Annotated in this window: 14 protein-coding genes; 8 read left to right on the top strand and 6 right to left on the bottom strand. The window is 75.3% G+C overall.

Going from position 1 to position 13116, the window contains the following annotated elements:
- Positions 1-9: 9 nt before the first annotated feature.
- Positions 10-423 (bottom strand): organic hydroperoxide resistance protein, encoded by a 414-nt coding sequence (locus tag ACIBG4_RS30630; protein ID WP_310710155.1) that lies wholly within the window; start codon positions 421-423, stop codon positions 10-12.
- A 79-nt stretch (positions 424-502) separates the two neighbouring features.
- Here ACIBG4_RS30630 and ACIBG4_RS30635 point away from each other — a divergent pair, with 79 nt between their 5' ends.
- Complete coding sequence (locus tag ACIBG4_RS30635) at positions 503-943, top strand: MarR family winged helix-turn-helix transcriptional regulator (protein WP_397204760.1); 441 nt, start codon at positions 503-505, stop codon at positions 941-943.
- A 68-nt stretch (positions 944-1011) separates the two neighbouring features.
- Here the strand turns inward: ACIBG4_RS30635 and ACIBG4_RS30640 are convergent, their stop codons facing one another.
- The 4 genes from ACIBG4_RS30640 to ACIBG4_RS30655 all read right to left on the bottom strand — a co-directional run bounded on the left by ACIBG4_RS30640 (position 1012) and on the right by ACIBG4_RS30655 (position 6478).
- Entirely contained in the window at positions 1012-5292 is a 4281-nt protein-coding gene (locus ACIBG4_RS30640) for a hypothetical protein (protein ID WP_397204761.1), read from the bottom strand.
- Between the two features lie 80 nt (positions 5293-5372).
- Positions 5373-5534, bottom strand: coding sequence for a hypothetical protein (locus tag ACIBG4_RS30645; RefSeq protein WP_397204762.1), 162 nt, complete (start codon positions 5532-5534; stop codon positions 5373-5375).
- A gap of 29 nt (positions 5535-5563) precedes the next feature.
- Positions 5564-5800: a DUF6289 family protein gene (locus ACIBG4_RS30650; RefSeq protein ID WP_397204763.1), complete on the bottom strand. Its 237-nt coding sequence runs from the start codon at positions 5798-5800 to the stop codon at positions 5564-5566.
- A gap of 108 nt (positions 5801-5908) precedes the next feature.
- Entirely contained in the window at positions 5909-6478 is a 570-nt protein-coding gene (locus ACIBG4_RS30655; protein ID WP_310710161.1) for a PadR family transcriptional regulator, read from the bottom strand.
- 60 nt (positions 6479-6538) lie between these two features.
- Here ACIBG4_RS30655 and ACIBG4_RS30660 point away from each other — a divergent pair, with 60 nt between their 5' ends.
- The 6 genes from ACIBG4_RS30660 to ACIBG4_RS30685 all read left to right on the top strand — a co-directional run bounded on the left by ACIBG4_RS30660 (position 6539) and on the right by ACIBG4_RS30685 (position 11576).
- Positions 6539-7300 carry an alpha/beta fold hydrolase gene (locus ACIBG4_RS30660; RefSeq protein ID WP_397204764.1) on the top strand — a complete coding sequence of 254 codons (762 nt, stop codon included), beginning with the start codon at positions 6539-6541 and terminating at the stop codon, positions 7298-7300.
- Positions 7301-7371: 71 nt separating this feature from the next.
- Positions 7372-7914, top strand: coding sequence for a GNAT family N-acetyltransferase (locus tag ACIBG4_RS30665; protein ID WP_397204765.1), 543 nt, complete (start codon positions 7372-7374; stop codon positions 7912-7914).
- Between the two features lie 95 nt (positions 7915-8009).
- Positions 8010-8357 (top strand): YciI family protein, encoded by a 348-nt coding sequence (locus tag ACIBG4_RS30670; protein WP_355451377.1) that lies wholly within the window; start codon positions 8010-8012, stop codon positions 8355-8357.
- An 8-nt stretch (positions 8358-8365) separates the two neighbouring features.
- Positions 8366-9667, top strand: a complete 1302-nt coding sequence (locus ACIBG4_RS30675; protein WP_397204766.1) for an RNA polymerase sigma factor — start codon at positions 8366-8368, stop codon at positions 9665-9667.
- Positions 9668-9719: 52 nt separating this feature from the next.
- Complete coding sequence (locus tag ACIBG4_RS30680) at positions 9720-10484, top strand: SDR family NAD(P)-dependent oxidoreductase (RefSeq protein WP_355451383.1); 765 nt, start codon at positions 9720-9722, stop codon at positions 10482-10484.
- A 111-nt stretch (positions 10485-10595) separates the two neighbouring features.
- Complete coding sequence (locus tag ACIBG4_RS30685) at positions 10596-11576, top strand: aldo/keto reductase (RefSeq protein WP_397204810.1); 981 nt, start codon at positions 10596-10598, stop codon at positions 11574-11576.
- 49 nt (positions 11577-11625) lie between these two features.
- On the opposite strand, the gene ACIBG4_RS30690 is transcribed toward ACIBG4_RS30685, so the two are convergent.
- On the bottom strand, positions 11626-12261 hold the full coding sequence (locus ACIBG4_RS30690; protein WP_397204767.1) for a TetR/AcrR family transcriptional regulator: 636 nt from the start codon (positions 12259-12261) through the stop codon (positions 11626-11628).
- A 79-nt stretch (positions 12262-12340) separates the two neighbouring features.
- On the opposite strand from ACIBG4_RS30690, the gene ACIBG4_RS30695 reads away from it, so the two are divergent.
- Positions 12341-13111, top strand: coding sequence for an SDR family oxidoreductase (locus tag ACIBG4_RS30695; protein WP_397204768.1), 771 nt, complete (start codon positions 12341-12343; stop codon positions 13109-13111).
- Positions 13112-13116: the final 5 nt, after the last annotated feature.

A 13116-nucleotide genomic window follows, 5' to 3' on the forward strand; every position in this document is an offset into this window, starting at 1 on the left:
CGCGCGGGGTCACTCGACGACGAGCTCGACCGGGATGTTGCCGCGGGTGGCGTTGGAGTAGGGGCAGACCTGGTGGGCGGCCTCCACCAGGGCGCGTCCCTCCTCGCCCTGCAGGTGGTCGGGCAGCTCGACGCGCAGCGCGACCGAGAGCGCGTAGCCACCGGCGTCGTTCGGTCCGATGCCGACCTCGGCGGTGACGGACGCCTCCGACACGTCGGCCTTGGCGCGCCTGGCGACGACGCCGAGGGCGCTGGCGAAGCAGGCGGCGTAGCCGGCGGCGAAGAGCTGCTCGGGGTTGGTGCCGGCACCGGTGCCGCCCATCTCCTTCGGCGGGGCCAGGGCCACGTCGAGCCTGCCGTCGGAGGTGACGGCACGGCCCTCGCGGCCGGTGGCGGTGGCGATGGCGGTGTAGAGGACGCTCATGGATTCGCTCCTTAGGGTTGGACGCAACTCGATTGTGCACAACTAAGTTGGCAACAGTCAAATCGGGTATCTTGGTCGTATGGATGCCCTGCTGCTCGACGACCAGGTGTGCTTCGCCGTGCACGCCGCCTCCCGCGCCCTCGACGCGGTCTACCGGCGTGAGCTGGCGGCGCTCGGGCTGACGTACCCGCAGTACCTCGTGATGCTGGTGCTGTGGGAGCGGCGGCAGGCGTCCGTCAAGGACCTCGGAGTGGCGCTGCGGCTCGACTCGGGCACGCTGTCGCCGCTGGTCAAGCGCCTGGAGGCGGCCGGGCTCGTACGCCGGGAGCGCGACGCCGGGGACGAGCGGTCGGTGCTGGTCCGGCTGACCCCGGAGGGGGCGCTGCTGCGGGCGCGGGCCGAGCCGCTGCCCCGGCGGATCGGGGAGGCGTCGGGCATGCGGCCGGAGGAGCTGGCCGACCTGCACCGGACGCTGGACCGGCTGACCCGCTCCCTCACCGAAGCCGCCGCCCGCCCCTGACCCCGGCCGTCCCTGCCAAACCGCCCGTCCCCCCTAATCGCCGGTCCTCGCCCAGCCGGGAGCTGGGATCAGCGGGCGGCGGGCCCGGCCGAGGGGACGTCGCAGCGGCCGGCCTTGACGCCGGCCACCTTCCACCCGGCGTCCGGGAACGGCGACATGAAATGCGTGAGCAGGTCCACCACGTAGTCCGGCACCTGGCCGCCCGGGTCGAGCAGCGACACCATCTGCGGCCCGTCCGCGCCCCGCAGCCTGATGGAGCCGCTCTTCCCTCCCTCCGCGAACCCCGGCCGGGCGTCCACGGTCAGGCAGGCCAGCCGCACCCCGGCGGCGCTGATCGCCTGCCGGGCGCCGATGCGCCGCATCCGCTGGTCGTAGCGGCGCAGCGCGAGGGAGGTCGCGCGGCCCAGCCGCACCGAGTCGTGGAACACGTCGGCGCCGACCTTCCGGCTCAGCCGCACGTCCAGGCGTACGTCGGGCCGCAGGTCCACGCCCTTGGCACCGAGGTCCAGCCGGTCGTACCCGCCCTCGAACCCCGGCGCGAGATAGCCCAGCGCGGCGGGCGCCCGCAGCCCGAACGGGATCCGGCCCGGCCGCACCCGCAGCCACGACACGCGCCGCACCGCGAGCGAGACGTCCGCGACGGTGCTGCGGTCCAGCGCGAAGTCGCCGCCCACCTGGTACGACAGGAAGCCGGTCGTGTACGGGACGTCCTTGCTCACGGCGACGCGCTGGCGGGCGACCGGGTCCACGGTGAGCCCGGCCCGGACGGCGACCCGGCCGGTGGGCACGGGCCTGGACACCAGGTCCACGCCCTGGCCGCCGGGGCCGGGGCGGATGGTGGTGTCCGCGGCCAGGTCGGTGACGGAGAGCGCCACGCCGCCGAGCCGCCCGGACGGGTCGGCGAGCCGGCCCTCCACGGCCAGCCGGCCGTCGAGCGTGTTCACCCCTTCACCGGCCCGGCCGCGCGTACCCGGGCCGGCCGCGCTCCCCGGTCCGGGCACGGCCTTGTACGTGACGGCCGGGACGCGCAGCGCTCCACCGGAGGCGTCGGCGTCCAGCCCGAAGACGGCCGGGACGTCGCTGAGGCTGAGCTCGCCGCTGCCCGCCCCCGGCACCGTGACCGCGGCGCTGAGCCGGCGGACGGGTGAGGAGCCGGTGACGCGGACACGGGTGCGCGCCCCGTACGTGCCCTGGACGGCCAGCGTCGCGGGCACCGGGTCGACCGCCACCCGCCCGCGCACCCCGCCGGCCTCGGCGTGCAGGGTGAGCGATCCGAGGGTGGCCGCCGGCCGGACGCTGTACGCGGCCCGCACGACCCCGCCGCCGCCCACCTCGAACGGCCCGACCGCCATGCTGGTGACGGCATGCGGCAGCCCCGCGAGCGTGGCCCGCACCTTGACCGGGACGGGGGCGAGGACGGTGCTGGCGAGGTACACCTCCAGGCTCCCGCCCCCGGGCCGGAACCCGTCGAACGTGACCGCCGTCCTGGCCGGGTCCACGGTGACGCGGTCCGGCAGCCCGGTCAGGTCCACGTACGCCTGGACCCCGAAGCAGCCGCGCCCGGCGACGCAGAACGGCCCGTCCGCGCAGCCCGGCGACCCGGGCGGGCAGCCGCCGTCCACCAGCGAGACGCCGCCGGCCACGGCGGGGGCGGCGGCCATGCCGCGCAGGGCGGCCGCCTTGCCCGCCCAGGCCCGCGCCCGCAGGTCCAGCCGCGCGCCCTTCCCCGGCACGGATGAGGCGACGGCGCCGGAGTACGTGATCACGCCGTCGGCGGACGTGACCGACAGTCGCCCGGGGACGGGACCGACGTGGCCGAGCAGCCCGAACCGCAGGCCGCCGCGCGTGACGTCGGCGTCGAGGGCGAGCCGCTGCCGCGCCGCGCCGAACCCGGCCGTGAACCCGGCCGCCTCCGGGCTGAACTCCACGCTCCTCAGCCCCTTGACCCGCACGCTCGCGTCGAGGTCACCGGTGGCCTCGTCGAAGTGGGCCGCCAGGTGCGGACCGGCGGGCGCCCGGGCACCGTCGTGGTTGGTGAAGGCCAGCTCCGCCGACCCGACCGGCCCCGACAGGCCACGGAACCGGTACGCCCCGGCGTCCCAGGAGGCGTCGAAGCGGGCCGGCACGCCCGTGACGCGGACGGAGGCCCTGACGTAGCGGCCGCCGGCCCGGGCGCGGGCCAGCGCGGCGACGGAGCCGACGGGCCGGTCGGACGTCCAGGCCAGGGTACGGGCGGCGGCGTCGGCCACCAGCCGCACGCGCCGCCCCGCGCCGCCGATCTCCGCCCGCACGTCGTCCGCCGGGTCGGCGGCGCCGGCGGCGGGCTTCCCGGCCGCGTACAGCCGGACCCGGGGCAGCCGGGACGTCCCGCGGACTTCCACCACGGACCGCTCCCCCAGCGCCCACGACGCCGCCACCTCCCCCCGCACCCCGGACACCACGGCGTCGATCGTCGGGCCCGCCTTCAGGTCCGTGTACGAGGCCCGCGCCTGGCGGATCATCCCCGTGCCCCGGTAGACGGCCTTCCCCGCGGCCGGGTCGAGGCTCACGTCCACGTCGCCGGGGGTGTCGGACAGCTCGACCCGGGCCAGCCGCGTCCCGTCGAGACTCGCGGCGGCGACGAAGGACCCGCCTGAGCCGCCCTCCAGGCGGGCGCGCGGCGCGGAGCCGTACGTCACGTCGAGCCCCGACACCCCGGTCAGCAACGCCGAGACGCCCAGCGCCGCACCGTCCTTGATCATGGTGACGTGCCGGCCGCGGGGGCTGGACACCGCGCCGCCGCCCCGCTGGAGCACCACGGCGAGTCTGCCGATGGCGGTGCCGGCGGTCTGGGTGACGCGGTTGGCGGCCGGGTCGCTCTCCAGGCGCACCTTGGCCGGCAGGCCGTCCAGCTCGGCCCGCAGCACGGTCTGACCGGCGGCCCGGTCGAAGTAGAGCAGCCTGGCGGCGCCCGCCCGCGCCCCGCCGGAGGTCACCTCCAGGGTGTGCCGGCCGCCGCCGGTCCCGTACGTGGCGGTCAGGGACGGCGGCACGTCCCGCAGCTCGGCGGTCATCGCCCGCGACAGGCGGCCGTCGCCGTACACGTAGCTCCGCAGCTCCGCGCGTCCGGCCGGGCTGGACCCGGTGAACCGCACCCGCGCGGACCCGTGGCCGCGGGCCAGCTCGATCCGGGCGCGGGTGGGCATGCGGTCGAGCACGGCCCGCGTGTACCTGCCGCGGTCCACGGCCACGGCGTCGACCCTGGCGGGGGCGGAGGCGGAGATCTCCAGCGCGGGGGTGCTGAGGTCGGCGTCGACGGTGAGGCTCTTGGTGGCGGGCGTCTGGGTGAGGCTCACCGCGGCGCGGCCGGTCAGCCCGGCCATGACGGCCGCGGAGGCGCCCGGCTTCGTGCGCTTCACGGCGGCCCGCACCCGCGTGCCGGACAGGTCGACGGTGAACGTGCCGCGGTCGGCGTCCGACAGGGACGCCCCCTTGCGGAGCCCGTCGAAGCCGACCGACACGCGCCCGTCGTACTCGGCCCACACGCGCGCCCTGAGTCCGCCGGCGGCGCCGGGCAGCCGCCGCACGGCGAACCCGAGGCCCACGGCCCCCTCCTGGGGACGGGCGGCGGGCACCAGGCCGGCGGCCAGGTCGGGGAGGCCGTCACCGGTGACGTCGGCCACCACGGGCACCGCCACGGGCCGGACCGCCGAGCACGAGACCGGCACCTCGGCGCTCTCCACGCACAGCCGGTACGTCACCCCGGCCGACGTGCCACCCGACGTGCCACCCGCCGTGCCGCCTCCGGTGGGGAAGGCGCCGGTGAGGGTGTCGGCGAGGGAGCGGGAGAAGGTGGCCGGCGCTCTCTTCACCGTCAGCGGGCGGGCGTCGCGGGTGTCGGGGAGCACGGACCGAACGCCGGGGCCGTCCGCGCCGACGTGGCTGGCCGCCTCGCGCTCGACCTCGCTCACCAGCCTGGGCCCCGCCGGGACGGTGATCTCCGGAGCGGCGGGCGCCGCGAGCCGGCCGTCGGCGTCCCGCAGGGCCGGGGACGCTTCCGTGGGGACGTTCACGGTGGCGGGAGCCGGCCGGCGAACGGCCGGCACCGGCCGCACCCGTACCCCGGCGGAGTCGGCCGGGGAGAGTAGCGCGGGACTGATCGTCCGGGCGGCGCCGGAGACTTGCGCCGCCCGGACGGGACCCCGCATCGGGTGGGGCGTCGCGCCGTCCACTGCCCCCGCACCCGCCGGACCCGCCTCTGACAGGGGCTCCGCCGCGTTCGCCGCCGCGGAGCCGGTCGTCAGAACGGCGCCGGCCAGGGACGCGGAGGCGAGCACGCGCGCGAACGCGTGCCGTGGATACCGCGACATCTAACGCTTACCCCCGAAGCGGTCTCAATCATCACATCTCTAACGAGAGTTACGACCCGACCACATTTCCTCACTATTCGTCAATCTGGGCCCAACATGGGGCCCCAGATCGGCCGGTCCGGCACCGCCGCGAGGATGGCCCCGTACATGGGGCTGCGCACGTACCGGTAGAGACCCCCCACCACCAGCGGCGGCACGGCGACGATCGAGCACAGACGAATCCGGCGGAGCCTGCGGCGCATGCGCCGCAGGCTCCGCCGGATGCCTTCGATCAGGTGCAGGGGCTCGTGGACCAAATGATGTAGCCGGTGACCCTGCCCCAGGTCGAGACCTCACCATCGCAGAACTGCGTCTTGACCCCGACCAGGTTGGTGCGCGCCGGGTCGGAGAAGTACTGGGTGTTGCACATGTAGCCGGCGCCGCAGGCAGGGGCGGCCTGCGCGCCGGCCGGGACGGTGGCGAGCGCGGCGGCGGCCATGGCCGCGACGGCCAGTACGCGACGGATCATCAGTCATCCTTCCTGAGCACGAAACAGCACGAAGATCCCGCGACTTCATGGGCGGCCCAACCGGTGATCGTGATGATCCGTCCCTCGGGAAGAAAACGCAAGAGGGGCTCATGTCCCACTGTGTCGCATCGAGCCGCGACCTTCCTCACCGGCTTCCCGTTCGAGGGCGTCGATGGTGGCGCGCAGCCAGGTCAGCTCCGCCTGGCCGGTGGCCCGCGCGATGGCCAGCAGCCCCTGGCGGAAGGGGTCGCCGAACTCCTCCGCCCCCATCGGCCGGTCGCCGTCGTAGAAGAAGCTCGTCGGCTCTTCCAGGAACGCGAGCCGCCTGCGCAGCACCTCCGCCTGCGCGGCCGGGTCGTCCAGATGCCGCAGGAAGGCGAGCAGGGTGAACCATCGGTTCTCGTCGCTGATGTCGAGCGGGGCCGGTGCGCGCAGCCGCCGCTCCAGCTCCGCCGTCCCCGCGCCGGTCAGGTAGAGGACGCGGCGCGGCGCCGCGGTCGCGCCGGGCTCGTCCTTCCTCGTGACCCACCCGGCGGCGGCCATGCGCTTGATCGCCGGGTAGAGCGTGCCGTCCGCCACGGGGCGGACGTGGCCGGTCAACGCGGCCACCTTCACGCGCAGCTCGTACCCGTGCGACGGCCGCTCCCTGAGGAACCCGAGGATCGCCAGCTCCAGCATGTCCCCTACTATACCTCGAAGCCGATATATATTGCTTGCGATGCATCAGGAGGTTCACTCATGCGTGACGCGACGGTCCACCCGAGCGGCGCCCGGATGCGCTGGGTCGAGCTGCCCGGCACCGATCCGGCCGTGGTCTACGTGCACGGCCTGGGCGCCATGTCGGCCCCCTACTACGCGGCCACGGCGGCTCACCCGCTGCTGGGCGGCCGCCGCTCGCTCCTCGTCGACCTGCTCGGGTTCGGCATCAGCGACCGGCCGGCCGACTTCTCCTACACCCTCGAGGCCCACGCCGACACGCTCGCCACGGCCCTGCGGCAGGCGGGGGCGAGCGGGGTGTCCCTGATCGCGCACAGCATGGGCGGCGCGGTGGCCATCGTCCTGGCCGCCCGCCACCCCGGCATCGCCGAGCGCCTCATCCTCGTCGACGCCAACCTCGACCCCTATCCGCCCACACCGGTCAGGCCGGGCGGCAGCGGCATCGCGAGCCACACGGAGGACGACTTCGTGGACCACGGCTGGAGGGAGGTCCGCGACCGGGTGGGTCCGCACTGGTGGTCCACCATGCGCCTGGCGGACCGCCGCGCGCTCCACCGCTCGGCGGTGAGCCTGGCCGAGGGCACGGACCCGACCATGCGCGAGCTGCTCATGGCCCTGCCGATCCCGCGCGCGTACCTGTATCCGGAGGGCGAGCCCCCCGCCTCGGCCGGCGACCTCGCCGCCGCGGGCGTGGGGCTCCTGGAGATCCCCGACGCGGGCCACAACGTCATGCTGGACAATCCCGAAGCCTTCGCCCACGCCATCGCCGGGCTCCTGCCCTGACGGTCGCCTTCCGGGTCCGCGCAACGGAAATGACGTCGAGAGTCGCCGTCCCCGCTGGCTACCGTGGGCCCGTGGACATCTTTCTGACGACCGACCGGCTGCTGCTGCGCCGCTTCACCGAGGACGACGCCGAGCTGCTGGTCGAGCTGGACAGCGACCCCGAGGTGATGCGGTTCCTCTCCGGCGGCAAGCCCACGCCGCGCGAGAAGATCGTGGAGGAGGTCCTGCCCGCGTTCATCCGCTCGGGCTTCTTCGCGGCGATCGAGCGGGACACCGGCGAGTTCGCCGGCTGGTTCCACCTGCGGCCCGCGCGCGGCGGCGATCCCGCGGAGCCGGAGCTGGGCTACCGGCTGCGCAAGGCGTCCTGGGGCAAGGGGTACGCGACGGAGGGCTCCCTGGCCCTGATCGACAAGGCGTTCGGCGAGCTGGGCGCCCGGCGGGTGTTCGCCCGGACCATGACCGTGAACCGCGGCTCCCGGCGGGTGATGGAGAAGTGCGGCCTGCGGTTCGCGCGGACGTTCTTCCAGGACTGGCCGGAGCGGATCGACGGCTCGGAGGAGGGCGAGGTCGAGTACGAGCTGCTGCGCGGCGAATGGGAGGCGGGAAAGTCGTGAACTCGCCGGGCCCTGGATGTCGATCCCGGCGCGGTCCGTTCGTGTAGAGGGTGAGAGGACGGCGACGGGCCGGCCACGACACCGAGGAGACACCCATGCAGCAGTACCTGCTCAGCCTGTACCAGCCGGACGGGGACCCGCCGCCGCCCGAGGTCCTGGAGCCGATCATGAGGGAGCTCGCGGTCGTGAACCGGGAGATGCGGGAGGCGGGCGCGTGGGTGTTCGACGGCGGGCTGCACGCGGCGAGCAGCTCCACCGTGGTCCGGGTACGCGACGGCGACATGCTCATGACCGACGGCCCGTACACCGAGGGCAAGGAGCACATCGGCGGTTTCGTGGTCGTACGGGCGGACGACCTGGACGGGGCGCTGGAGTGGGCGCGCAGGATCGGGGCCGCCAGCGGGCTGCCGATCGAGGTCCGCCCGTTCAAGGACCTGCGCTGACCCGCGACGTGCCGCCCGCGCCCGGCCCCTCCTCCCCGGAGGGGCCGGGCGGGCCTCAGCCGCCGCGGGCGCCGGACCCGCTGAACCGGCCGGACCGGCCGGTGGACGTCGAGGGCGTGTTCCGGCGGGAGTACGCCCGGGCGGTGGCCGTGCTGGTGCGCCACTTCCGCGACATCGACCTCGCCGAGGAGGCCGTCCAGGACGCGTTCACCGTGGCGCTGGACCGGTGGCCGGCCGAGGGGACGCCGCCGAGCCCGGCCGGCTGGATCATCACGACCGCCCGCAACCGGGCCGTCGACCGGCTGCGCCGCGAGTCGTCCCGGGCCGACCGGCACGCCGCCGCGGCCCTGCTGCATGCGGGGGACGACCCCGGCTCCACCGCCGAGGAGGGACCCGTGCACGACGACCGGCTGCGCCTCATCTTCACCTGCTGCCATCCGGCCCTGGCCGTCAACGCCCAGGTCGCCCTGACGCTGCGGCTGCTCGGCGGGCTCGGCACCGCGGAGATCGCCCGCTCGTTCCTGGTGAGCGAGCAGGCCATGGCCCAGCGGCTGGTGCGGGCCAAGGCCAAGATCCGCGACGCGCGGATCCCGTACCGGGTGCCGCGCGAGGCGGACCTGCCGGACCGGCTCCGCTCGGTGCTGGCCGTGGTCTATCTGGTCTTCACCGAGGGACACACCGCCGCCGCCGGGGACCGGCTGGTCCGCGACGACCTGTGCGCGGAGGCCGTACGGCTGGGGCGGTTGCTGGCGGAGCTGATGCCGGACGAGCCGGAGGTGCTGGGGCTGCTCGCGCTGATGCTCCTCGTCGACGCGCGCCGGGCCGCCCGCACCACGCCCGGCGGGCGGCTGGTGCCCCTGCCGGAGCAGGACCGCTCGCGCTGGGACCGGGAGCTGATCGCCGAGGGCCACGCGCTGGTCCGCCGCTGTCTGCGCCGCGGGCGGCCGGGGCCGTACCAGATCCAGGCCGCGATCAACGCCGTGCACGGCGACGCGCGCACGGCCGCGGACACCGACTGGGGGCAGATCGTGCGGCTGTACGACCAGCTCCTGGCCGTCGCCCCGTCCCCGGTCGCGGCGCTGAACCGGGCCGTCGCGGTGGCCGAGGCGGAGGGCCCGCGGACGGCGCTCGCCCTGGTGGAGGAGCTGGACCTGGACGGGTACCACGTGTTCCACGCCGTACGCGCCGACCTGCTGCGGCGGGTGGGGCGTACGGCGGAGGCGGCGGACGCCTACGACGCGGCGATCGGCCGCACGGCCAACGCCGCCGAGCAGGACTTCCTGCGGCGGGCCCGCGCCACGCTGACCTGAGACACCGGGGACACCTGGTGCACTGGTCCGACCAGTGACTAGGGTGCTGCGTATGACGGGATACGACGCGTTGTTCCGCCTCGACGGGCGGCGGGCTGTGGTGATCGGGGCCGGGAGCGGCATCGGCAGGGAGGCGGCGCTGGCCCTGGCCGCGCACGGCGCCGAGGTCGTGTGCGCGGACCGCGACCTGCCGGCCGCCGAGAAGACCGCCGCGCGGGCCGGCGGCACGGCCCGGCTGCTCGACGTGCTGGACGCGGACGCGGTGCGGGAGGCGGCGGACGGCGAGCCGGCGGACGTGCTCGTGTTCACGGCCGCCACCAACGTCCGCAAGCGGCTGCTGGACTACTCCGGCGAGGAGTTCGCCCGGGTGGTGGACCTCAACCTGCGGGCCTCGTTCGACGTGGTCCGCGCCTTCGGCGCCGGGATGGTGGAGCGACGGCGCGGGTCGATCATCGGGTTCGCGTCGATCCGGGCGTCGGTGACGGAGCCGGGGCAGGGCGTCTACTCGGCCACCAAGGCCGGGCTGGTGCAGCTCCTGCGCACGGCCGCCGCCGAGTTCGGCCCGTACGGGGTGCGGGTCAACGCGGTCGCGCCCGGGGTGGTCGAGACGCCGCTGACCCGGCAGATCAAGGACGACCCCGCCTGGTACGACGCGTACGCCGCCAAGAGCGCGCTGGGCCGGTGGGCGCGGGCGGAGGAGATGGCCGGGGCGGTGGTGTACCTGGCGAGCGACGCGGCGAGCTTCGTCACCGGGTCCGTGCTGTACGTGGACGGCGGGTGGACCGCCGTGGACGGCCGCTTCGACCCGCCCGCCTGACCAGGCGCCCCGGAGGTGGGCACCGCCGGGGCGGCTCGCGGGAGGCCCGTACCGGCTGTTAACGTTCACACAACGTAACGGCGTGAAAGGGGAGCGCACGTGTCCGCGAGCATGGAGGAGCGGGTTCTCGGCCGGACCGGCCGCCGGGTGGGCGTCGTCGGGCTGGGCGCCTGGCAGCTCGGCGCCGACTGGGGCGAGGTGGCGGAGGACGACGCGCTGGCCACGCTGGCCGCCGCCGCCGACGCGGGCGTGACGTTCGTCGACACCGCCGACGCCTACGGCGACGGGCTCAGCGAGCGCCTGATCGGCCGCTTCCTGAAGACCCGGCCCGGCGTCACCGTGGCCACCAAGATGGGCCGCCGCGTGATGCCCCAGGAGCCGGGCGTCTACACGCTGGACAACTTCCGCGCCTGGACCGACCGCTCCCGCGCCAACCTCGGCGTCGACGTGCTCGACCTGGTGCAGCTGCACTGCCCGCCCACGCCCGTCTACTCCTCCGATCAGGTGTTCGACGCGCTCGACACGCTCGTCGCCGAGCAGCGGATCGCCGCGTACGGCGTGAGCGTCGAGACGCGGGAGGAGGCGCTGCGGGCGATCGCCCGGCCGGGCGTGGCCACCGTGCAGATCATCCTCAACATGCTGCGGCTCGGCCCGCTGGACGAGGTGCTGCCGGCCGCGCGCGCGGCCGGGGTGGGCGTCATCGCGCGGGTGCCGCTGGCCAGCGGCCTGCTGTCGGGCAAGTACGACGAGCACACGACGTTCCCCGAGAACGACCACCGCACCTACAACCGCGCGGGCGAGGCGTTCGACGTCGGGGAGACGTTCTCCGGCGTGGACTTCGCCACGGGCCTGGCGGCGGTGCGGCGGCTCGCGCCGCTCGTCCCGGAGGGGGCGACGATGGCGCAGTTCGCGCTGCGCTGGATCGTGGACCAGCCGGGGGTGAGTGTGGTGATCCCGGGCGCCCGCAACCCGGCCCAGGCCCGCGCCAACGCGGCGGCGGCCGGGCTCGCGCCGCTGCCGCCGCAGGCGCTGCGCGTGGTGCGGGACGTCTACGACGACCTCATCGCCCCGCAGGTGGCCGCCCGCTGGTGACACGGGGCTCCCGGCCGGCCGCCCACGCGCGGGAAGGCCCGGGGCGGCGTCAGGCGGGCCAGGCCGCGAGGGCCAGGTCCGCCGTGGCGGCGAGCTCGGCCGCCGTCGCGCCGTCGCGGGACCGCTGGGACATGCCCTGGATGATCGCCGCGAAGTAGGCGGCCAGCGCCTTCGGGTCGGCGTCCGCCGGCAGCTCGCCCTCGTCCCGGGCGGCCCGCAGCCGCGCCTCGAAGGTGACCAGGTTGGCGTTGCGCAGGTCGCGCAGGAAGGCCCCGACCTCCTCGTCCTGGACGGTCACGTTGGTGGCCGCGCAGATGGTCAGGCAGCCGGCCGGGTGTGACAGGTCCGGGTAGATCTGTGCGGCCTCGCGCAGGATGCGGGCGAACGCGCCCCGCGCCGTGGGCTCCTCCTCCAGCGCCACCCCCATGAACGCGCCCACCGGCGAGCGGCCGTAGGCGGCCACGGCCTCCTTGAACAGCGCCTTCTTGTCCCCGAAGGCCGCGTACAGGCTGCCCGGCCGGATGCCCATCGCCTCGGTCAGGTCGCCCACCGAGGTCGCCTCGTACCCGTGCCGCCAGAACAGCAACGTGGCCGCCGCGAGCGCGGCGTCGCGGTCGAACGCGCGCGGCCTGCCCCGCGCGGCCCGCCGGACCGCTCCGGCCTCCGGGTCCGTGTCCGTCGTCATGCCACCCATTGTAGAGCGAGCGCTCAACAATTCGTGCTAGCTTATTTGTTGAGCAATCACTCAAGAAAAGGGGAGCATCATGGGCAGGACCATGGACGGCAAGGTCGCGCTGGTCACCGGTGGCGGCAGGGGCATCGGCCGGGCCATCGCCGAGCGGCTGGGCCGCGACGGCGCGGTGGTGGCCGTGGCCTACGCCCGCGACACCGCCTCGGCGGAGGAGGTCGTGGCCCGTATCCGCAAGGACGGCGGTCAGGCGTTCGCGATCCGGGCCGAGCTTGGCCGGCACGGCGACGCGGCCGAGCTGTGGGCGGCCTTCGACGCCGGCGTCCGCCCGCTCGTGCCCGGCGGCGGCGTGGACGTCATCGTGAACAACGCGGCCATCGGCCGCAGCTCCGATCTGGCGAACCTCACGGAGGAGGGGTTCGACGAGGTGTTCGCGGTGAACGTGCGGGCGCCGTTCTTCATCGTCAAGGAAGGGCTGGGCCGGCTGCGCGACGGCGGCCGGATCATCAACGTCTCCAGCGGCGCGGCCCGCATCGCGATGCCCGAGATCATCGCCTACAGCTCGACCAAGGGCGCGCTCGACACGTTCACCCTCAACCTGGCCAAGCAGCTCGGGCCGCGCGGCATCACGGTCAACTCCGTGGCGCCCGGCATCGTCGACACCGACGTCAACGCCAGCTGGCTGCGCGGCGACCCGGAGGCGCAGGCGCGGGCCGCGGCGGTGGCCGCCCTCGGCCGGGTGGGGCAGCCGGACGACATCGCGGACGTCGTCGCGTTCCTCGCCTCGGACGACGCCCGCTGGGTCACGGGCCGCGTCGTCGACGCCACGGGCGGCTCGGGCCTGTGACGCCC

It is taken from the genome of Nonomuraea sp. NPDC050383 (assembly GCF_044459125.1).
Lineage (GTDB): Bacteria > Actinomycetota > Actinomycetes > Streptosporangiales > Streptosporangiaceae > Nonomuraea.

Coding starts and splice junctions, on each gene's coding strand:
- ACIBG4_RS30690 (WP_397204767.1), bottom strand. CDS start 12,261: ATGACGACGGACACGGACCCGGAGGCCGGAGCGGTCCGGCGGGCCGCG.
- ACIBG4_RS30640 (WP_397204761.1), bottom strand. CDS start 5,292: ATGTCGCGGTATCCACGGCACGCGTTCGCGCGCGTGCTCGCCTCCGCG.
- ACIBG4_RS30660 (WP_397204764.1), top strand. CDS start 6,539: ATGCGTGACGCGACGGTCCACCCGAGCGGCGCCCGGATGCGCTGGGTC.
- ACIBG4_RS30695 (WP_397204768.1), top strand. CDS start 12,341: ATGGGCAGGACCATGGACGGCAAGGTCGCGCTGGTCACCGGTGGCGGC.
- ACIBG4_RS30630 (WP_310710155.1), bottom strand. CDS start 423: ATGAGCGTCCTCTACACCGCCATCGCCACCGCCACCGGCCGCGAGGGC.
- ACIBG4_RS30645 (WP_397204762.1), bottom strand. CDS start 5,534: ATGCGCCGCAGGCTCCGCCGGATTCGTCTGTGCTCGATCGTCGCCGTG.
- ACIBG4_RS30670 (WP_355451377.1), top strand. CDS start 8,010: ATGCAGCAGTACCTGCTCAGCCTGTACCAGCCGGACGGGGACCCGCCG.
- ACIBG4_RS30655 (WP_310710161.1), bottom strand. CDS start 6,478: ATGCTGGAGCTGGCGATCCTCGGGTTCCTCAGGGAGCGGCCGTCGCAC.
- ACIBG4_RS30680 (WP_355451383.1), top strand. CDS start 9,720: ATGACGGGATACGACGCGTTGTTCCGCCTCGACGGGCGGCGGGCTGTG.
- ACIBG4_RS30635 (WP_397204760.1), top strand. CDS start 503: ATGGATGCCCTGCTGCTCGACGACCAGGTGTGCTTCGCCGTGCACGCC.
- ACIBG4_RS30650 (WP_397204763.1), bottom strand. CDS start 5,800: ATGATCCGTCGCGTACTGGCCGTCGCGGCCATGGCCGCCGCCGCGCTC.
- ACIBG4_RS30685 (WP_397204810.1), top strand. CDS start 10,596: ATGGAGGAGCGGGTTCTCGGCCGGACCGGCCGCCGGGTGGGCGTCGTC.